The organism is Pseudomonas sp. 14P_8.1_Bac3 (assembly GCF_025466085.1).
Classification (GTDB): Bacteria; Pseudomonadota; Gammaproteobacteria; order Pseudomonadales; family Pseudomonadaceae; genus Aquipseudomonas.
In genome coordinates this window covers 129,720-149,262 of sequence record NZ_JANLOD010000021.1, presented here as the reverse complement: position 1 = coordinate 149,262, position 19,543 = coordinate 129,720, and the positions used below count along the sequence as shown (strand labels likewise).

At 60.4% G+C, this 19,543-nt stretch carries 20 protein-coding genes; 10 read left to right on the top strand and 10 right to left on the bottom strand.

The annotated features are described in order from the left end of the window. Positions 1-33: 33 nt before the first annotated feature. The 4 genes from NTD84_RS08055 to NTD84_RS08040 are packed head-to-tail and all read right to left on the bottom strand — an operon-like array spanning position 34 to position 4,071. Positions 34-1,068 (bottom strand): AbrB family transcriptional regulator, encoded by a 1,035-nt coding sequence (locus NTD84_RS08055; protein WP_262164604.1) that lies wholly within the window; start codon positions 1,066-1,068, stop codon positions 34-36. Beyond that, entirely contained in the window at positions 1,061-2,575 is a 1,515-nt protein-coding gene (locus tag NTD84_RS08050) for a tripartite tricarboxylate transporter permease (RefSeq protein WP_262164602.1), read from the bottom strand. The genes NTD84_RS08055 and NTD84_RS08050 overlap by 8 nt, the downstream gene beginning before the upstream one ends. A gap of 1 nt (position 2,576) precedes the next feature. Beyond that, positions 2,577-3,035, bottom strand: a complete 459-nt coding sequence (locus NTD84_RS08045) for a tripartite tricarboxylate transporter TctB family protein (RefSeq protein WP_262164599.1) — start codon at positions 3,033-3,035, stop codon at positions 2,577-2,579. Positions 3,036-3,093: 58 nt separating this feature from the next. Then, positions 3,094-4,071 (bottom strand): Bug family tripartite tricarboxylate transporter substrate binding protein, encoded by a 978-nt coding sequence (locus NTD84_RS08040; RefSeq protein ID WP_262164596.1) that lies wholly within the window; start codon positions 4,069-4,071, stop codon positions 3,094-3,096. Between the two features lie 375 nt (positions 4,072-4,446). Between NTD84_RS08040 and NTD84_RS08035 the strand changes: the two genes are divergently transcribed. Both NTD84_RS08035 and NTD84_RS08030 read left to right on the top strand, forming a co-directional pair. Beyond that, positions 4,447-5,118, top strand: a complete 672-nt coding sequence (locus NTD84_RS08035; protein WP_008034908.1) for a response regulator — start codon at positions 4,447-4,449, stop codon at positions 5,116-5,118. Then, positions 5,111-6,496 carry a sensor histidine kinase gene (locus tag NTD84_RS08030; protein WP_262164591.1) on the top strand — a complete coding sequence of 462 codons (1,386 nt, stop codon included), beginning with the start codon at positions 5,111-5,113 and terminating at the stop codon, positions 6,494-6,496. Before NTD84_RS08035 ends, NTD84_RS08030 begins: the two co-directional genes overlap by 8 nt. A gap of 182 nt (positions 6,497-6,678) precedes the next feature. On the opposite strand, the gene NTD84_RS08025 is transcribed toward NTD84_RS08030, so the two are convergent. Next, positions 6,679-7,500 carry an HDOD domain-containing protein gene (locus NTD84_RS08025; protein WP_262164588.1) on the bottom strand — a complete coding sequence of 274 codons (822 nt, stop codon included), beginning with the start codon at positions 7,498-7,500 and terminating at the stop codon, positions 6,679-6,681. Positions 7,501-7,534: 34 nt separating this feature from the next. Next, positions 7,535-8,476: a YgfZ/GcvT domain-containing protein gene (locus tag NTD84_RS08020; protein WP_262164585.1), complete on the bottom strand. Its 942-nt coding sequence runs from the start codon at positions 8,474-8,476 to the stop codon at positions 7,535-7,537. A 149-nt stretch (positions 8,477-8,625) separates the two neighbouring features. On the opposite strand from NTD84_RS08020, the gene NTD84_RS08015 reads away from it, so the two are divergent. Further along, the gene (locus tag NTD84_RS08015; protein WP_007944081.1) at positions 8,626-8,880 is read left to right on the top strand and encodes a succinate dehydrogenase assembly factor 2; all 255 of its coding nucleotides are present in this window, start codon (positions 8,626-8,628) and stop codon (positions 8,878-8,880) included. After that, a complete protein-coding gene (locus NTD84_RS08010) occupies positions 8,864-9,316 on the top strand; it encodes a protein YgfX (RefSeq protein WP_262164582.1) in 453 nt (150 codons plus the stop codon). The genes NTD84_RS08015 and NTD84_RS08010 overlap by 17 nt, the downstream gene beginning before the upstream one ends. On the opposite strand, the gene nadB is transcribed toward NTD84_RS08010, so the two are convergent. Next, on the bottom strand, positions 9,285-10,901 hold the full coding sequence (gene nadB, locus NTD84_RS08005; protein WP_262164580.1) for an L-aspartate oxidase: 1,617 nt from the start codon (positions 10,899-10,901) through the stop codon (positions 9,285-9,287). The two genes, NTD84_RS08010 and nadB, sit on opposite strands and share 32 nt — an antisense overlap. A gap of 558 nt (positions 10,902-11,459) precedes the next feature. On the opposite strand from nadB, the gene rpoE reads away from it, so the two are divergent. The 4 genes from rpoE (at position 11,460) to NTD84_RS07985 (ending at position 15,230) form a co-directional block, all read left to right on the top strand. After that, positions 11,460-12,041 carry an RNA polymerase sigma factor RpoE gene (rpoE, locus tag NTD84_RS08000; RefSeq protein ID WP_007944079.1) on the top strand — a complete coding sequence of 194 codons (582 nt, stop codon included), beginning with the start codon at positions 11,460-11,462 and terminating at the stop codon, positions 12,039-12,041. 30 nt (positions 12,042-12,071) lie between these two features. Then, positions 12,072-12,659, top strand: a complete 588-nt coding sequence (locus NTD84_RS07995) for a sigma-E factor negative regulatory protein (RefSeq protein ID WP_262164576.1) — start codon at positions 12,072-12,074, stop codon at positions 12,657-12,659. 8 nt (positions 12,660-12,667) lie between these two features. After that, positions 12,668-13,624: a MucB/RseB C-terminal domain-containing protein gene (locus tag NTD84_RS07990; protein WP_262164574.1), complete on the top strand. Its 957-nt coding sequence runs from the start codon at positions 12,668-12,670 to the stop codon at positions 13,622-13,624. 181 nt (positions 13,625-13,805) lie between these two features. Further along, the gene (locus tag NTD84_RS07985) at positions 13,806-15,230 is read left to right on the top strand and encodes a DegQ family serine endoprotease (protein WP_262164572.1); all 1,425 of its coding nucleotides are present in this window, start codon (positions 13,806-13,808) and stop codon (positions 15,228-15,230) included. Positions 15,231-15,305: 75 nt separating this feature from the next. Here the strand turns inward: NTD84_RS07985 and NTD84_RS07980 are convergent, their stop codons facing one another. Further along, positions 15,306-16,739: a M48 family metalloprotease gene (locus NTD84_RS07980; RefSeq protein ID WP_262164570.1), complete on the bottom strand. Its 1,434-nt coding sequence runs from the start codon at positions 16,737-16,739 to the stop codon at positions 15,306-15,308. A 98-nt stretch (positions 16,740-16,837) separates the two neighbouring features. Between NTD84_RS07980 and NTD84_RS07975 the strand changes: the two genes are divergently transcribed. Together NTD84_RS07975 and NTD84_RS07970 are read left to right on the top strand one after the other, a co-directional pair. Then, positions 16,838-17,077, top strand: coding sequence for a sulfurtransferase TusA family protein (locus NTD84_RS07975; protein ID WP_028621876.1), 240 nt, complete (start codon positions 16,838-16,840; stop codon positions 17,075-17,077). A 31-nt stretch (positions 17,078-17,108) separates the two neighbouring features. After that, positions 17,109-18,179 carry an AI-2E family transporter gene (locus NTD84_RS07970; RefSeq protein ID WP_262164567.1) on the top strand — a complete coding sequence of 357 codons (1,071 nt, stop codon included), beginning with the start codon at positions 17,109-17,111 and terminating at the stop codon, positions 18,177-18,179. Positions 18,180-18,303: 124 nt separating this feature from the next. Here the strand turns inward: NTD84_RS07970 and NTD84_RS07965 are convergent, their stop codons facing one another. Together NTD84_RS07965 and NTD84_RS07960 are read right to left on the bottom strand one after the other, a co-directional pair. Beyond that, positions 18,304-18,777, bottom strand: coding sequence for a peroxiredoxin (locus tag NTD84_RS07965; protein WP_262164565.1), 474 nt, complete (start codon positions 18,775-18,777; stop codon positions 18,304-18,306). A 10-nt stretch (positions 18,778-18,787) separates the two neighbouring features. Further along, positions 18,788-19,348, bottom strand: a complete 561-nt coding sequence (locus NTD84_RS07960) for a glycine cleavage system protein R (protein ID WP_008034925.1) — start codon at positions 19,346-19,348, stop codon at positions 18,788-18,790. Positions 19,349-19,543: the final 195 nt, after the last annotated feature.

Below are 19,543 nucleotides of genomic sequence, written 5' to 3'. Positions count from 1 at the left end.
GCCAGCCTGCTGGCGATGAATCTAACTCGGTCTTTATTCTGGATCGCGATTCCAATACTTGAACAACGGCTCCGCCAGAAACAGCACGAACAACAACCGCATCACCTGCATCGCCGTCACCAGCGGCACCGACAACTGCAAGGTCTCCGCCGTCAGGCTCATCTCCGCAATACCGCCGGGCATCATGCCCAAGGTCAGCGAGCGCAAATCCAGGTGCGTCAGCGCACTCAATCCCAATGCTGCCGCAGTGGCAATCAACATCGTCAGCAGCGTGCCAACCAACGTTCGCCCCATGAACGAAGGGGCGCGGCGGAAAAACTGCCGATTGAAGTGACAGCCCAGGCCGCTGCCGATCAGCCATTGACCCACCTGACTACCACCGTGGGGCAAGCCGATGTGCAGGTCCCAACCGATGCTCACCGTGGCACTCACCAGCAATGAGCCGAACAGCCACGGATTGGGTTGACGAAAGCGTTCCCACAGCCAGGCCGCCAAGGCGCCCGCCGGGAATAAAATGGCCAGCCACCCCCAATCAACGGCGGTCGGATGCGCCACCGGCGCGCCGTCACCCAGCAAATACTTGAAGGCCGCCGGCACACACAGCACCACCACCAGCACCCGCAGACTTTGCCCCGCCGCCACACGGCTGAGCACCGCGCCGTTACGCGCGCCGAGGTTGACCATCTCCCCGGAGCCGCCGGGCATGCTGGAAAAGAACGCCGTGGCGCGGTCCTCACCGGTACGCCGCATCAGCCAGACCCCCACTATCGCGGAAAGGCTGGTGATCAACGCACCGAAGAAGATCAGGCCGAAGTGACCCAGCACCTGCTCCATCACCACCGGGGTGAAGTGCAGGCCGATACCGATGCCAACGATCCACTGGCCGCACTTGCGGCCGCCAGGGATTTCCGCCAGTTGCCAGGGCGTCAGGCACCGCACCAGAATGATCGCCAGCAACGAGCCGACCATCCACGGCAGCGGCCAGCCGACCTGGCTGGCCAGATAACCGCCCAGCGCACCGACCAGCGGCGTACCCCACCAGGCGTTGAACGGTGTTCGATCAGACATTGGCGACTGTGCGACGAGCGACCGTACGTTTGCGCCAGATCCGCAGGATCGGCATCAGCAGCATCAACGCAGTCAGCACCCAGACACCGAAGGTGATCGGGCTCGACCAGAGGATCTCCAGTGCACCGTTGGAGATCGACAAGGCGCGACGCAGGTTTTGCTCCATCAAGCCTCCGAGGATGAAACCCAACAGGACGGGCGACAACGGGAAGTCCAGCTTGCGCAGGATGTAACCGAAGATGCCGATGCCAATCATCAGGAACAGGTCGAACGTGGTGGCATGCACCGCGTACACACCGATCCCGGTAATGATCGCGATCACCGGCACCAGCGCCCAGTTTGGCACGGCGAGGATGCGGGTGAAGATTCGAATCATCGGAATGTTGAGGATCACCAGCATGATGTTGGCGATGAACAACGACGCGATCAGGCCCCAGACGATGTCCGGTTGCTGTTGGAACAGCAGCGGGCCCGGCGTGATGTTGTACAGCGACAGTGCGCCGATCATCACCGCCGTGGTGCCGGAACCCGGAACGCCGAGGGTCAGCATTGGCACCAGCGCGCCGCAGGCCGACGCGCCGATGGCGGTTTCCGGGGCAGCGAGGCCGCGCATGTCGCCCTGGCCAAAGGTGCCTTTGCTGCCGGCGATGCGTTTCTCGGTCATGTAGGCCACGGCGCTGGCCAGCGTTGCGCCGGCGCCCGGCAGCACGCCCATGATGAAACCGAGCAGACCGCAACGGATGTTCACAATGAACACCGCCGAGGCTTCCTTGAAGTTGAACATCATTCGGCCGGTGGCTTTCACCGCTTCCTGGCCGCGGTGGGTTTTTTCCAGCAGCAGGAGAATCTCGCTGATGGAGAACAGACCGAGCACGAGCACCACGAATTGAATGCCGTCAGTCAGGTGAATGTTGTCCCCGGTGAAACGGTAGACGCCGCTGTTGGCATCGATGCCGACGGTCGACAGAAACAGGCCGATCAACGCCGCAATAAACGTTTTCAACGGCCGATCACCGGCCATGCCGCCGAGGCAGACGATGGCGAACACCATCAGTACGAAATATTCTGCTGGTCCGAAGGCAATCGCCCATTTCGCCAGCAGCGGCGCGAACAGCACCATGCCGCAGGTCGCGATGAACGCACCGATGAACGAGCTCCACGCTGACAGCGACAACGCCACGCCGGCCAGGCCTTTGCGGGCCATCGGGTAGCCGTCGAGGGTGGTCATGACGGTGGAAGCTTCGCCCGGAATGTTCAGCAGGATCGAGCTGATCCGGCCGCCGTATTCGCAACCCAGGTACACCGCCGCCAGCAGGATCAATGCCGACTCCGGCGGCAAACCGAGGGCGAAGGCAATCGGGATCAGCAACGCCACGCCGTTGATCGGGCCCAAGCCTGGAAGCAGGCCAACGACGGTGCCAATCAGCGTGCCGCACAGGGCGGTCACCAGGTTATACGGGCTCAGCGCGACGCCAAACCCCTGGCCCAAATAGCCGAAAGTATCCATATCAGTTCTCCAGAAACTCGAGCAGGCCCAGGGGCAGCGGCACGTCCATCAACTTGTCGAACAGCAGGTAGAGACCGATGCTCATCAGCGTCGTCACCACAATGCTCGGCCACCAGCGGCCGCCGTACAGGCGCGCCATCGGAATGCCGATCAGGATGCTGCTGAGGATGAAGCCCAGCGGTTCGAACAGGCCGGCGAAAATCAGCAAAAGCACAATGCATATACCGATTTTGTTCAGGGTTTCGCGGTCGAGTTTCGGGTCGTCGTCGCTGTGCACAATGGGCGTCGGGCGAAACAGCATGTAGAGCAGGCCGAGGCCCATCAGGCCGAGCATCAACAGCGGAAAGGCCCGAGGTCCGACGGGTTCGTAGGAAAACGCCGCTTGATACGGCCACGCCATCAGCGCCAGGCCAGCACAGGCCAGCAACAGCACCGAAGCGAAAATGCGTTGTAAGAGCATGGAAAACTCCTGTGCCGCGGCCCCGCCAAACGGAGCCGCAGCCGCTAGACAGAGGCGATCACTGAATCAGGCCGAACTCTTTGGCCAGCACTTTGTAGTCCGCCACCTGCTTCTTCACGTAGGTGTCCAGCTCCGGACCGGTCATGGCGAACGGGAACAGCTCGCGCTGATCGCGCAGCTTGGCGAAGTCGTCCGAGGCCAGCAGTTTGTCGAAAGCGTCTTTCCACCAGGCGTAGTCTTCGTCGCTGACTTTTGGCCCGAGGTAGAAGCCGCGAACCACCGGCCAGACGATGTCGTAGCCTTGCTCCTTGGCGGTCGGGATGTCTTTCATTTCCGGCTCTTCAAGGCGCTTTTCAGAGAACACCGCCAGCAGGCGCATGTCGCCGCTTTGAATGTGCGGCATGGAGTCGGAGATGTCGGTGCTGCCGACCTGGATGTGGCCGCCGAGCAGCGCCGTGGCGATTTCGCCGCCGCCTTCGAGGGCGACGTAACGCAAGTCGCGCGGGTTGATCCCGGCGGCCTTGGCGATCAACGCGGTCTGCATCCAGTCCTGGCTGCCGACTGTGCCGCCAGACCCGATCACCACGGAGCTCGGATCTTTCTTCAGGGCTTTGACCAGATCGTCCAGGGTCTTGTAGGGCGAATCGCTTTTCACCGCGATCGCACCGTAACTGGTGCCGACCGCCGCCAGCCAGCGCACGGCGTTTTCATCGAAACGACCGAACTTGCCCTGGGCCAGGTTCAGTAGCGAACCACTCGACCATGCCACCAGCGTGCCGGCATCGGCCGGGCGCTGAGCGACCACGGCGTTGTACGCCACCGCGCCGACGCCACCGGGCATGTAGGTCACGCGCATCGGTTTGGTCAGCAGCTTTTCGTTGACCAGCGCGCTTTGCGCCAGTTTGCAGGTCAGGTCGAAACCGCCGCCGGGCGAGGCCGGGGCGATGCATTCCGGGCGTTTCGGCTCGGCCATCAGGTGGCTGGCCAGCAGCATGCAGCTGGCAGCGAGGGCGAAACGGCGCAGTGATCGATTCATGGTGGTCTCCGTGGAGTTATTGTTTTTGGATGTATTCAGGTGAGACGGTGCGGCGCCGGGCGGCCGCTGTCGGCGCTGGCGAATGAAAGCGATGGGAGAGGGCGGGGCGGGCAAAACTGCAGCGGTGCGCACAGCATGGCGAAGTACCTCGTTATTGTTCTTATTGGCGAAAACGCATCGGGGCGTTTTTCGGGAGCTACATTTCAAAGCACAATTGATGGCAGTCGAAACCATCCGTGGGTCGACTCTAGCGGTCGAACCTTTCACTAACCTTTCAGCGGACTTTCACGGTTTTCAGGCTTCACAGCAGCGGAGGCGGCTGTAAACTCCGCGCCAAAGAGTGGCGTCGAACATCCCTGAATGAGGTAAAGATCCATGCGTGTTCTGCTCGTCGAAGACCATCTGCAACTCGCCGACAGTGTCGCCCAGGCGCTCAAGAGCACCGGGCTGACCGTGGATGTGTTGCATGACGGCGTGGCCGCCGACCTGGCGTTGAGCAGCGAGGAGTACGCCATGGCGATCCTCGACGTCGGTCTGCCGCGCATGGATGGTTTCGAGGTGCTGGCGCGTTTGCGTGCGCGGGGCAAGAACCTGCCGGTGCTGATGCTGACCGCCCGCAGCGACGTCAAGGACCGGGTCCATGGCCTGAACCTCGGCGCCGATGATTACCTGGCCAAGCCGTTCGAACTGACCGAACTCGAAGCGCGGGTCAAAGCCTTGTTGCGCCGAAGCGTGCTCGGCGGCGAACGACAGCAGACCTGCGGCGTGCTGGCTTACGATCTGGACACGCGACGCTTCACCCTCGGCGACGAATTGCTCACGTTGACCTCCCGCGAGCAGGCGGTGCTCGAAGCGCTGATCGCCCGTCCGGGTAGGGTGATGAGCAAGGAGCAACTGGCCGCCCAGGTGTTCGGCCTGGATGAAGAAGCCAGCCCCGATGCCATCGAAATCTACGTCCACCGCCTGCGCAAGAAACTCGATGGGCAACCGGTGGCCATCGTGACCTTCCGCGGCCTCGGTTATTTGCTGGAAAGCCGCGATGCATAAGCCCAGCAGCTTGCGCTGGCGGTTGCTATGGAACCTCGCGCTGTTGCTGGTGGTGTTGATGCTGGCCAGTGGCTTGAGCGCGTACTGGAACGGGCGCGAAGCCGCCGACACCGCGTACGACCGGACCTTGCTGGCTTCGGCGCGGACCATCGCCGCGGGCGTTTCCCAGCGCGATGGCAGCCTTAGCGCCGACGTGCCCTACGTCGCCCTCGATACGTTTGCCTATGACAGTGCCGGGCGGATTTTCTACCTGGTCAACGACATCAACCAGAAGCTGATTTCCGGTTACGAAAACCTGCCACCGCCGCCACCGGGCACGCCACGCACCGATGACTATCCGGCGCTCGCACGGTTCTATAACGCGACGTATCGGGGGCAGAATGTGCGGGTGGTCAGCCTGCTCAAGCCTGTCAGCGAACCGAACATGAACGGCATGGCGGAGATCCGCGTGGCGGAAACCGACGAGGCGCGGGTCAGCATGGCCCGCAGTCTGGCGGCGGACACCTTGTTGCGTCTGGGCATGCTGGCGGTGGGGGCGTTATTGCTGGTGTGGTTTGCGGTCAGCGCCGCATTGCGTCCACTGGAGCGCTTGCGCACGGCGGTGGAAGAGCGGCAACCCGATGATCTGCGACCACTGCCGCTGGTGGAAGTGCAGCACGAATTGTGGCCGCTGGTGCGTGCACTCAATCACTTTACCGAGCGCTTGCGCGGGCAGTTCGAGCGGCAAGCGCAATTCATCGCCGACGCCGCCCATGAACTGCGCACGCCATTGGCGGCGCTCAAGGCGCGGCTTGAACTGGGTCTGCGTGCGAGCGAACCCGAGACCTGGCGCAACACTCTGGAAACGGCGGCCCAGGGCACGGATCGCTTGACTCATCTGGCCAACCAATTGCTTTCGTTGGCGCGGGTCGAGAACGGTGCCCGGGCGATCGCCGAGGGCGGCGCGCAGTTGCTGGACCTGAGCCAACTGGCGCGGGAACTCGGCATGGCCATGGCGCCGCTGGCCCATGCGCGTGGTGTCGCCCTGGCGCTGGAGGCGGACGAGCCGGTCTGGCTGCGCGGCGAACCGACGCTGCTGAACGAGCTGTTGAGCAATCTGGTGGATAACGCGCTGGCCCATACGCCCCCCGGCGGCAATGTGATCCTGCGGGTCTCGGCGCCAGCGGTGCTGGAGGTCGAGGATGATGGGCCGGGCATTCCGCTGGAAGAGCGTGAGCGGGTATTCGAACGCTTCTATCGGCGCAACCAGCAAGTCGCCGGGTCGGGGTTGGGGTTGGCAATTGTCGGCGAAATTTGCCGCGCGCATCTGGCGCAGATCAGCTTGCACGATGGTGAGCAGGCGGGGTTGAAGGTGCGGGTGAGTTTTGTTGCGGGGTAGCTTCGTGGTGTTCGGGCGGGCCTATATCGCGAGCAGGCTCGCTCCCACAGGATTTTTGGTGAAACCTGAAATTTGGGCACGCCGCCAATCCACAGTAGGAGCCAGCTTGCTGGCGATGGCGTTGTATCAGGCAACATCAATATTGGACGTGACGGCCTCTTCGCGGCCCGCCCGCGAAGCTTTTATAAGAACATCGACCGCGCTTCTTCGAGGTCTCTACACATCGCCTCGTTCTGCGGATCAATCCCCAGCTTCTTGAAGGCGGGCACATTGAACACATCGATCCGGGCGAGCGGATGGTCGGTGCCCTTGTGGCAATACAGACTGGCGACCTGCACCAGGTCAACATAGTCGACGCGCCTGGAGTCACGCTTGAAGTCCAGATACAGGCCCGGCAGTTGCACCAGCTTTTCCGGAAACTCCCAGACCCGCAGCAGTTTGTCACCGATCACCGGGTGGATCTGGTCGATGACGTGGTTCAGGCTGACCGCATCTGACAGCAGTTCGTAGTGGTCTTCGGCGTAGGTCAGGATCGGCAACACGCCAATCTGGTGCACCAGGCCGCCGAGCGCTGCCTGATCAGGCTTGAGTTGCGTATAACTGCGGCACAATGCGTAGCTGACGCCGGCGATTTCCAGGCTTTTGCGCCAGACTTCGCGCATCTTCTTCTCCACCACTTCAGAGCGGGCGTGGAAAATCTGTTCCATCACCAGGCCAATGGCCAGGTTGCTGCTGTAGTTGACGCCCAGGCGAGTAATGGCCGTGTGCAAGCCAGTGACTTCCTGGGTCGCGCGCAGGAGCGGGCTATTGACCACTTTGATCAGGCGCGCGGAGAGCGCGGTGTCCCGACCGATCACTTTGCTCAGGGTGCTGACACTGATTTCCGGGTCTTCAGCGGCCTTGCGAATCTGCAGGGCCACTTCCGGCAACGTTGGCAGAACCAGGTCATCGTTATCGATGGCCTCAACCAAATCCTGTTGGACCTTTTCCGCCAGCTCAATCATTTTTTTTCTCTAGGTGTTGCGACAAGTGCTGCCGTTAACGCTGGATTTCTCGATCGCGGTCCAGTTCGTAAGGCAGGTCGAGCAGGTGCAGGGCGGGCCCTTCGAGTGCGCCCAGATGGACGTCACCGCCTTCAGCTGCTTCGGCTTGCAGTACTGCAAGGAGTTCAATTTCTTGCCCGGCGCGTGCGGCAATCACCACTTCGCCGATGGCGCTGCCATGAGTCGGCGAGAAGAGCGGCGTGCCCGGTTCCGGCAATTCACTGGTGTCGAGACTCAGGCGATACAAACGGCGCTTGAGTTTGCCCAGGTACTGCATCCGCGCGACGATTTCCTGGCCGGTGTAGCAGCCTTTTTTGAAGCTCACGCCACCCACGGCTTGCAGGTTGAGCATCTGCGGAATGAACAGTTCACGGGTGCTCGGCATGACCTGACCGATCCCGGCGCGGATCTGGCCAAGCAGCCATTGATTTAGATCGCCTTCGGCCAACAGCGCGGACAGCTTGCCCTTGATGGCCTCGGCCTGATCGGCGGCGGTCCAGAGTTCGGCGCGGTCTGGCGATACGCGGATGGCGATCAGCCCGTCGTTGCGCGCAACGCTGCCGGTGTCGGTTGGCAATTCAAGACCGAGGCTGAGCAGGGCGGCGTCGCCATGCTCGACACCGAAGCGGACCCAGGCGGCGCTTTCGTCGGTCAGTTTGGATTTGGAAAACACCGCGTACTTTTTCAGGTCCGCCAATTGCGGCTCCAGCAGCTCGGTGGCCATGGCCATCAGCACGCCATCGCCTTGCAACAGGATACGGAAACTCGATTGCATCCGGCCCTTCTGCGTGCAGCGTGCGCCGAGGCTGGCCTGAGTGTCGCTCAGGTAATTGAGGTTGCAGGTCAACTGGCCTTGCAGAAATTTACCGGCATCCGCGCCGCGGACCGCGAGAACGCCTTCGTGAGAGAGGGTGCAGAAAAAAGCAGAGTCGGCCATGGGACATCGCAGCGTGAAGAGTCTGGAGGACATCATAAGGGGGCGCCCATGAAATGGGTAGTTCACAAAAGGTCGGGTGCGCCCGACCAAAGCCGACTGTTCGATGTTCCCCGGGGCTGTATACTTGCCGCCTATTTGAGGAGCGCTCCATGGTCGAAGATGTTGAACTGAATCGCCTCTACTGGCACAGCCGCCGTGGCATGCTTGAGCTAGACGTGTTGCTGGTGCCGTTCGTGAAAGAGGTTTACCCGCACCTCAACGATGTTGACCGCGATTGCTACCGCAAGCTGCTCGAGTGCGAAGATCAGGACATGTTCGGCTGGTTCATGGAACGCGCCGAATCGGAAGATCCGGAGCTTCAGCGCATGGTTCGCATGATCCTGGATCGTGTCCAGCCCAAGTAATGCGTTCGAATGCCGCTGGCATGCCTCACGGCAATTGCTGGCGGCCTATCTGTCGGCCCAGCTGTTCGCGCTGGGTTCGTTGTTTCTGCTTGCGATACCGGCCTGGGCCAGCTTGCTGGGGGCTTTATGCTGTCTGGCGCATGGCGTCCGGGTCTTGCCGCGCCAGATCCTGCTGACCCACCCGCAGGCGTTTCGCGGCTTGCGTCGTGACGCGGATGGCTGGCAGTTGTGGAATCAGGCGCAAGGCTGGCAGGCGGTTCAGCTGCGGCGGGACAGCCTGGCGTTACCGTTGATCGTGGTGTTGCGGTTTCGTCTGCGAGGCGAGCGGCGGGTCCGTTCGATTTGCGTGCCACGGGACTCGCAGGCGGCCGATCTTCATCGACGCCTGCGGGTCCGGCTCACGTTCAGTCGACGTAGGTGGACGGCACCAGAATAGTGTCCAGCGCGACGGGCAGCATGTCCGGGTAGTCGAGGGTGTAATGCAGGCCGCGACTTTCCTTGCGCTCCATGGCTGACTGGATCATCAACTCGGCAACCTGGGCCAGGTTACGCAGCTCGATCAAATCCCGGCTGACCTTGTAGTTGCTGTAGAACTCGTCGATTTCATCCAGCAACAACCGCACACGGTGCTGCGCCCGCTGCAGGCGCTTGTTGGTGCGCACGATGCCGACGTAGTCCCACATGAACCGCCGCAGTTCGTCCCAGTTGTGCGCAATGATCACGTCTTCGTCCGAGTCGGTGACCTGGCTGGCATCCCAGACGGGCAGGGCGGCGGGAATCGACACCTGCGGCAATTGCTCGAGAATGTCCGCCGCCGCCGATCGCGCGTACACGAAGCATTCCAGCAGCGAGTTGCTGGCCATGCGGTTGGCGCCGTGCAGGCCGGTGAAGCTGGTTTCGCCAATCGCGTACAGCCCCGGCACGTCGGTGCGGCCCTGCTGATCGACCATCACGCCGCCACAGGTGTAGTGCGCCGCGGGAACCACCGGAATCGGTTGTCGGGTGATGTCGATGGAGAACTCGAGGCAGCGCTCGTACACCGTCGGAAAGTGCGTCTTGATGAACGCCTCCGGTTTGTGGCTGATGTCCAAATAAACGCAGTCGATACCGAGCCGTTTCATCTCATGGTCGATCGCCCGGGCGACGATGTCCCGTGGTGCCAGTTCCGCGCGGGGGTCGAACCGCTGCATGAAGCGCTCGCCGTTGGGCAGCTTCAGGTGCGCGCCTTCGCCACGCAGGGCTTCGGTGATCAGGAAGCTCTTGGCCTGCGGGTGATACAGGCAGGTGGGGTGGAACTGGTTGAATTCCAGGTTCGCCACCCGGCAGCCGGAACGCCAGGCCATGGCAATGCCGTCACCGCAGGCGCCGTCGGGGTTGCTGGTGTAGAGGTAGACCTTGGCGGCGCCACCGGATGCGAGAATCACAAAGCGCGCACCGTAGGTGTCGACTTCGCCGGTGCCGCGATTGAGGACGTAAGCGCCGAGGCAACGATCGCCTTCCAGGCCCAGGCGTTTTTCGGTGATCAGATCGACCGCGACCCGCTGTTCCAGCAGTTCGACGTTAGGTCGCTGCCGGGCTTTTTCGAGCAGGGTTTTGAAAATTGCTGCGCCTGTCGCATCGGCAGCATGAATGATGCGCCGATGACTGTGGCCACCCTCTCGGGTCAGGTGGAACTCGAAGCCGCCGTCCTCCGTGCCGGATTGTTCATCGCGGGTAAACGGCACGCCTTGGTCGATCAGCCATTGAATCGCCTCTTTACTGTGCTCGACGGTAAAGCGCACGGCGTCTTCATGACACAGGCCGCCGCCGGCATTGAGGGTGTCATCGACGTGGGATTCGACAGTATCGGTGTCGTCCAGGACGGCGGCGACACCACCCTGAGCCCAGAACGTCGAACCGTTGGCGAGGTCGCCTTTGCTCAGTACGGCGATACGCAAATGATCGGGCAAGGTCAGCGCAAGGCTCAAACCGGCAGCACCGCTGCCAATGACCAGAACATCATGTTGAAACTGTTGGCTCATTTCAGGATTCCGCTCAAAGCGACCCGGGTCGGGGTTGGCGCCAGACTTCTGGACCGGCGAGTCAAGGCTGCCACACAGCCCACTAGTATATAGAGGGGGGGAGCGGCACAATAGCCGCGCTGGCATGGCATTGTGAAACTACGGTGACAGAATGGATCTGACGCTTCGTCGGATGATTTTTTGACCGGTTCAGCGACAACACGACTGTATCGTGGATTTAACAGTCTTTTTCGCTTCACGGTTGCACAATGTCGCTCTGGCACAGCTATAAATATTTGGAACTTTTGCCAAAGGCTCAAGATCAATAGACCGTTGCCTGAATCAAGGGACAGCGTCGGCTTCAGCGCAAGATTGCAGTTTGGTCCTTGCTGATGGATCCGATGACAAGATTATTCGCGCAGCCGGGTTAACCCGAGCTGCGCTTTTCGTGCGTGCCAAATCAGAGTCCGCAGGAAACTTGCTTGGAGGGGGAGAACTTTTGCGAAAAGCCCGAGTCTATGTTTGCAAGTCTGGTCGTTTAGTTATGCAAGCTTCCTCCGAGCTTATCGAGGAGAGTTCATGCTAACCCAGGAAGAGGATCAGCAGCTGGTCGAACGCGTTCAGCGCGGCGACAAGCGAGCTTTCGATCTGCTAGTGCTGAAATACCAGCACAAAATTCTCGGGTTGATCGTGCGTTTCGTGCACGACACCCATGAAGCCCAGGACGTGGCACAGGAAGCCTTTATCAAGGCATACCGTGCACTAGGAAACTTTCGCGGAGACAGCGCGTTCTATACGTGGCTTTACCGCATCGCCATTAACACGGCGAAAAACTATCTGGTATCACGCGGCCGTCGGCCGCCGGATAGCGATGTCAGTTCCGAGGATGCAGAGTTCTACGATGGCGATCACGGCCTCAAGGATCTCGAGTCGCCAGAACGTGCATTGCTGCGGGATGAAATCGAAGGCACCGTCCATCGAACCATCCAGCAACTGCCAGAAGATTTGCGTACGGCTTTAACTTTACGTGAATTCGATGGTCTGAGTTACGAGGACATTGCGGCGGTCATGCAATGTCCGGTCGGTACCGTGCGCTCCCGGATTTTCCGCGCTCGGGAGGCCATCGATAAAGCCCTGCAGCCGTTGTTGCAGGAAAACTGAGACAGCGGCGACAGCCAAGAGAGGAACGCCATGAGTCGTGAAGCCCTGCAGGAATCGCTGTCCGCAGTGATGGATAACGAAGCGGACGAATTGGAATTGCGTCGGGTATTGAATGCCTTTGACGATGTTGAAACTCGTGAAACATGGGCTCGTTATCAAATCGCTCGGGCAGTGATGCATAAGGATCTACTGCTTCCACGCCTGGACATCGCCGCGGCCGTTTCCGCTGCGCTGGCTGACGAGGCTGTACCGGCAAAAGCTTCCCGTGGTCCATGGCGTAGCCTGGGTCGTCTGGCGGTCGCAGCTTCGGTCACCGTCGCCGTGCTGGCGGGTGTTCGTCTCTATAACCAGGACGAGATCGCAGGTGTGCAGTTGGCTCAGCAGTCGAACCAACCGAGCCTGGCCGTTCCTCAGGTTAAAGGTCCAGCTGTATTGGCAGGCTATAATGAGAGTTCGGAAGCCACTGGCCCGATGGTCAACGGCGTATTGCAAGGTCAACCAGGCTGGCACGATCAGCGTTTGCCAGGTTACTTGCGCCAACATGCTCAACAAGCTGCACTGAAAGGTACTGAGAGCGCTCTGCCTTACGCTCGTGCGGCAAGCCTGGAAAACCGTTAAGGAGGATCATGCGCGCCATCCCTCTACTTTCGCTTCTGCTCGGTGGCTGGTTCGTTGTTCCAGCCCACGCCGATGAAGCCCAGGACTGGTTGACCCGTCTTGGTCAGGCCGAGCAACAGCAAAGCTTTCACGGTACTTTTGTTTACGAGCGAAACGGTAGTTTTTCTACCCACAATATCTGGCACCGCGTCCAGGATGGCAAGGTCCGCGAGCGTCTGCTCCAGCTCGACGGCTCTGCGCAGGAAGTCGTGCGCATTGATGGGCATACTCAATGCGTCAGCGGCACCCTGATTGCTGGACTTGGGGATTCCCCCAACTCCGCTGCCCGGGCACTCGATCCACAAAAGCTCAAGAATTGGTACGACCTTGCCGTCATCGGCAAGTCGCGTGTGGCTGGACGTTCAGCTGTCATCGTTTCGCTGAAGCCACGGGATCAACATCGCTACGGTTTTGAACTTCACCTGGATAAAGAAACCGGTTTGCCTCTTAAGTCGCTGCTATTGAACGACAAGGGGCAGTTGCTTGAACGCTTCCAGTTCACACAGCTGGATACCTCCAGTGCTCCTTCCGAGAGCGACCTGCAGCCGGGCAGTGATTGCAAAGCCATCGCCCTCGACAGCGACAAGGCGTCGGCGGTCAAGGCTGCCCAGGCTTGGCATTCAGATTGGCTGCCCGCAGGTTTCGAGCTGACCAGCAGCACATCGCGTAAAGATCCAGAGACCAAAACCCAGGTCAACAGCCTGATGTACGACGATGGTTTGGCGCGTTTTTCGGTGTTCCTCGAACCGTTGAATGGCGCCACCGTCACCGATACACGCACTCAGCTGGGCCCAACGGTTGCTGTATCCCGACGCCTGACCACGCCTCAGGGCGAAATTATGGTGACCGTCGTTGGTGAAATTCCTGTAGGTACCGCTGAACGGATTGCGCTGTCCATGCGCACCGATGCCACTGCAACCCAGTAGTGAGCTGATATCGAAATGTTTGGTGAGCATTTCAATTTGCAAATATTCCTGAAATTTTTTATAGGTCAGAGCCCCTCGGCTCTGGCCTTGTTTGTTGTTCCCGGAACAAAAATACCGGCGTATCGTTCCCGGTGTTCCTTGCTCCATATCGCTCAACCATGCTCGTCGTAACGGGAGCCGTATGTCGATACCACGTTTGAAGTCTTACCTCTCCATTTTCGCCACTGTACTGGTGCTCGGTCAGGCGGTCGCTGCGCAAGCAGCCGAGTTGCCCGACTTTACGCAACTGGTCGAACAAGCCTCGCCGGCGGTGGTGAACATCAGTACCACGCAGAAACTGCCGGATCGCAAAGTGAGCGATCAAATGCCCGACCTCGAAGGCTTGCCGCCGATGTTGCGCGAGTTCTTCGAGCGCGGCATGCCGCAGCAACGTTCGCCACGCGGTGATCGTCAGCGCGAAGCCCAGTCGCTGGGTTCAGGTTTCATCATCTCGCCTGATGGCTACATCCTCACCAACAACCATGTGATCGCCGATGCCGATGAAATTCTCGTTCGTCTCGCCGACCGCAGCGAGCTGAAAGCCAAGCTCGTCGGCACTGACCCACGCTCCGACGTGGCCTTGCTGAAAATCGAAGGCAAGGATCTGCCCGTCCTGAAATTGGGTAAATCCCAGGACCTGAAGGCCGGCCAGTGGGTCGTAGCCATCGGTTCACCGTTCGGTTTCGACCATACCGTCACTCAAGGTATCGTCAGCGCCGTCGGTCGCAGCCTGCCGAACGAAAACTATGTGCCGTTCATCCAGACCGACGTACCGATCAACCCGGGCAACTCCGGCGGTCCGCTGTTCAACCTCAATGGCGAAGTAGTGGGGATCAACTCGCAGATCTTCACCCGTTCCGGTGGCTTCATGGGCGTGTCGTTCGCCATCCCTATCGACGTCGCCATGGACGTTTCCAATCAGCTGAAAAGCGGCGGCAAGGTCAGTCGTGGCTGGTTGGGTGTCGTCATTCAGGAAGTGAACAAGGACCTGGCCGAGTCGTTTGGTCTTGAGAAGCCCGCTGGCGCCCTGGTCGCACAGATCCAGGATGACGGCCCGGCCGCTAAAGGCGGGTTGCAGGTCGGCGACGTGATCTTGAGCATGAATGGTCAACCGATCGTCATGTCTGCTGATCTGCCGCACCTGGTTGGCGCACTGAAAGCCGGCTCGAAAGCCAACCTGGAAGTGATCCGTGAAGGTAAACGCAAAAATGTCGAGCTGACCGTTGGCGCGATCCCGGAAGAAGGCAAAGAGCTGGATTCGTTGCCGCAATCCAGTACCGAGCGCAGCAGCAATCGACTGGGCGTGTCCGTGGCCGAGCTGACCGCTGAGCAGAAGAAAACCTACGACCTTAAAGGTGGTGTGGTGATCAAGGAAGTTCAGGACGGTCCTGCATCGCTGATCGGGCTGCAGCCAGGTGATGTCATCACTCACCTGAACAATCAGGCGATCGGCTCCACCAAGGAGTTCACCGATATCGCCAAGGCGCTGCCGAAGAACCGCTCGGTGTCCATGCGGGTTCTGCGTCAGAATCGCGCCAGCTTCATCACCTTCAAACTGGCTGAATAACCGGTTGCAGGTTGAATAAAAAACCGCCTCGAAAGAGGCGGTTTTTTTGTGTCTGCAGATTTTGTGAGTAACCGCTCAGCCCATCATGTCCTTGACCATGCGCTCCTGCTCCATCAACTCGCGCTGGCGTGCGTCGATGCGCGAGGACAGCGGGAAGTTGGAGCCGGCCTTGCGCTTGGCGAAGTCCAGTTGCTGGATGGCCTGGCGGTAATCGCCGACCAACGCAAAGTACTCGGCGCGAGCCTGATGCAGGCCGATGATGTTGCCCGACAAACCACGGGTTTCCGCCACCATGTACCAGACGTCCGGATCATCCGGGCGGCTCTTGAGCAGGTTTTCCAGCGCTTTTTCCGCTTCCGGTGCACGGTTCTGCTTGAGCAGCAAATCGACGCGCACCTGATTCAGCGGATAGTTGCCCGGATACTGAGTCAGCATCCGGTCGACCCGGGTCTGTGCGTCCGGCAGGCGATTGTTGGTGATGTCCAGATCGATCTGCGCGAGGTTGTAGATGATCTCGTTCGGTGACTTAGCCAGCAGCAGCTTGAGGTTTTCCCGCGCTTCGTTCAGCTGACCGCCCTTGATCTGGGCGATCGCCAGGCCATAACGCGCGACATCGTTTTTCGGATTTTCATCGAGCTGAGCGCGAAAACGCTTGGCGCCCAGGCCCGGAGTTTCTTCGTAGATCAACTGGACCCGCGCGCGAATCAGCTGATAACGCATGGTATCTTCGATACCGCCCAGCGGGGCTTGCTCGGCGCGGTTACGGGTGTCGGCAATACGCGATTCGGTCACCGGGTGAGTCAGCAGGAATTCCGGCGGCTTGGCGTCAAAGCGGTACTGGCGCGCCAACCGCTCGAACATGGTCGGCATCGAGCGTGGGTCGTAACCGGCCTTTTCCAGGTTGAGGATGCCGATACGGTCGGCTTCTTGCTCGTTCTGACGCGAGAAGCGCCGTTGCTCCTGAATCGCTGCGGCCTGCGTGCCGGCAATGGCGGCGATCCCGGCATCGCCGGCACCGGCCGCGGCAATCACGATCCCGGCCAGCAGCGCGGCCATCATTGGTACTTGCATGCGTTGTTGCGCTTCGACGCCTCGGGCGAAGTGGCGTTGCGACAAGTGAGCCAGTTCGTGGGCCAGTACCGAGGCGTATTCGCCTTCGGTCTGGGCATTGAGGAACAAGCCGCCGTTGACCCCGACAATCCCGCCTGGCGCCGCGAAGGCGTTAAGCTGCGGGCTGTTGATCAGGATGAATTCCAGGCGCCGGTCGTTGACCTGGCTGGTCTCCACCAGACGGTAGACGCTGGATTCGACGTAGTCCTTGAGCTGCGGATCGTTGAGCTGGTCAACCTGGCTACGCAGCAGCGCCAGCCAGGCGCGACCCAACTGGTATTCCTGTTGCGGCGAGACAATGGCAGAACTGGCGTCGCCGAGTGACGGCAGGTCGTCGGCGAAGCCCGGTGAGGCGAGCAGGCAAGCGAGCGTCAGCAGGGTAGGGCGCAAAAAAGTCATGCACAAAGCCTTAGTCGACAAAGACCTTACTGTAGCCGGACAGTACGCTTCGGACCAGATATTCTAAGCCGCTCGATGACCTGACCCGGAGTGACGCAATGACCGACGCTGTAGCCCATGACGCCGAACTGGACGCCAGCGGCCTGAATTGCCCGTTGCCGTTGCTCAAGGCCAAGCTCGAACTCAATCGCATGGCCAGCGGCGCGGTGCTCAAGGTGATCGCCACTGATGCGGGATCGCAACGCGACTTCCGCACCTTTGCGCGGTTGGCAGGTCACACGCTGCTGCGTGAAGAAGATGAAGCGGGCGTCTACCGCTACTGGTTGAAGAAAGCCTGAAAACTGTTGTGTTCGTTGCTAAGGATTATTGATGTTCAAAGTGTTACGCGACTGGATTCAGCGTTATTTCTCCGATGAAGAAGCGGTGGTGCTGGCGGTCCTGCTGGTTCTGGCATTCACCGCGGTGCTGACCCTCGGCGGCATGCTGGCGCCGGTGCTCGCCGGGATGGTGCTGGCGTACCTGATGCAGGGGCTGGTCGTCACGCTTGAGCGATTGCGCGTGCCGGGTGGAGTGGCTGTGGGCCTGGTCTTCGCCTTGTTCATGGGCGTGCTGCTGGTGTTCATCATTGTGTTGGTGCCGCTGCTTTGGCATCAACTCATCACGCTGTTCAACGAACTGCCCGGCATGCTTGCCAAGTGGCAGTCGCTGCTATTGCTGTTGCCCGAGCGTTATCCGCACCTGGTGTCCGACGAGCAGGTGCTGCAGGCCATCGAGGTGGCGCGGGGCGAGATCGGCAAGTTCGGGCAATGGGCGCTGACGTTCTCGTTGTCGAGCTTGCCGCTGCTGGTCAACATCATGATCTACCTGGTACTGGTGCCGATCCTGGTGTTCTTCTTCCTCAAGGATCGGCAAATGATCGGCCAGTGGGTCCGCGGTTACCTGCCCCGTGAGCGCGCGTTGATCACCCGGGTCGCCCACGAAATGAACCGGCAGATTGCCAACTACATTCGCGGCAAAGTCATCGAAATTTTTATCTGCGGTGGGGTGACCTACATCGGCTTCGTCGTGCTGGGGCTCAACTACGCGGCGCTGCTGGCGTTGCTGGTGGGCGTGTCCGTGGTTGTGCCCTACGTCGGGGCCGTGGTGGTGACAGTGCCGGTGCTACTGATTGCGCTGTTCCAGTGGGGCTGGAGCGATCAATTCATCTATTTGATGGCAGTGTACGGGATTATCCAGACGCTGGACGGCAACGTGCTGGTGCCGCTGCTGTTCTCGGAAGCGGTCAACCTGCACCCGGTGGCGATTATCTGCGCGGTTCTGTTGTTTGGCGGGTTGTGGGGCTTCTGGGGTGTGTTCTTTGCGATTCCGCTGGCGACGCTGTTCAAGGCGGTGCTGGATGCCTGGCCGCGCAAGGAGCCGGTGGTGGCGCCGTTGCTTTAATTGTCTGTTCTGATTCACAGGATGAGGCGGAGGGCCTCATCGCGGGCCCGCTCCCACAGGACCGATGCAGTCCCTGTGGGAGCGGGCTTGCCCGCGATGGCGTCAGCACAGACGCCAATATAGCTTAGGCCTTGTTCAACGCCTGTGCCGCCGCCAAAACAGCATCCACATGCCCCGGCACCTTCACACCACGCCATTCCTGACGCAGCACGCCATTCTTGTCGATCAGGAACGTGCTGCGATCAACACCCATGTATTCCTTGCCATAGAGCTTTTTCAGCTTGATCACATCGAACAACTGGCACAACGCTTCTTCCTTGTCGCTGATCAGCTCGAAGGTGAAGCCTTGCTTGGCCTTGAAGTTCTCGTGGGATTTCAGGCTGTCGCGGGACACACCGAAGACTTCGGTGTTCGCCGCCTTGAAAGCGTCCAGCTGATCGCGAAAGCCCTGACCCTGGGTCGTGCAACCCGGCGTGCTGTCCTTCGGATAGAAGTAGATCACCACTTGCTTGCCTTTGAGGCCGGCGAGGCTAATGGTCTCCCCGCTGGTGGCGGGGGCTTCGAAGTCGGCAACCGGTTGATCGATGGCAACGGCCATGAAAGCTTCCTTACATTGGGTTTTGTGGGCGCCACGGTTCAATCAGGGCATCCAGGTTCAGCGCGTCGGCGAAGTCCAGGAACTGATCGCGCAACCAGCTGATCTGCACGCCGGCCGGCAAGGTCACGGTGAACGTGGCGTTGAGCATGGTGCCGCCGGTTTGCGGCGCCTGATACGTGTCGCAGGTCAGGTTTTCCAGCTCGACGTTGTGGTCCATGAAGAACTGGCACAACTCGTTGATGATGTCCGAGCGGTACGCCGAGCTGACGTAGGCCACGTAAGGCAAGGCCTGGGGACGATTTTCCAGCGCTGCGCTGCGTACCACGTTGACCGTGAACGCGTGCTTCTTGGCCAGTGACGGCAGGCTGCCTTCCAGGCGTGCCAGAGCGTCCCAGCTGCCGGAGATTTCAAGGATCAACGCACTGCACTCGCCATGGCGGGTCAGGCGAGAGGTGACCACGGCGCAGCGGTTTTCATGGCTGGCGCGGCACAGGACGTTAGTCAGCTCCATGGGGTTGGCGCCGAGGGCACTGATGACAAGGAATTGTTCGCGAACTGTGGGGGTGGACATGCAGCATTCCTAAAGCGATGAGCGGTCGGTACTTCTACGGGCTGTTTTGACCGGGGACGAGCCTGTGGATGCGAATTCAGAAAACCCGAGCCGGAAGGTTGCCACCTGCTCCAGTAGGGCAATAGCGAGGGGGCGGCAACGCTGGATCGGGGCTTGTGATGCCGAAAATGGAGGCTGGAACCCGGTGTCCGAGCT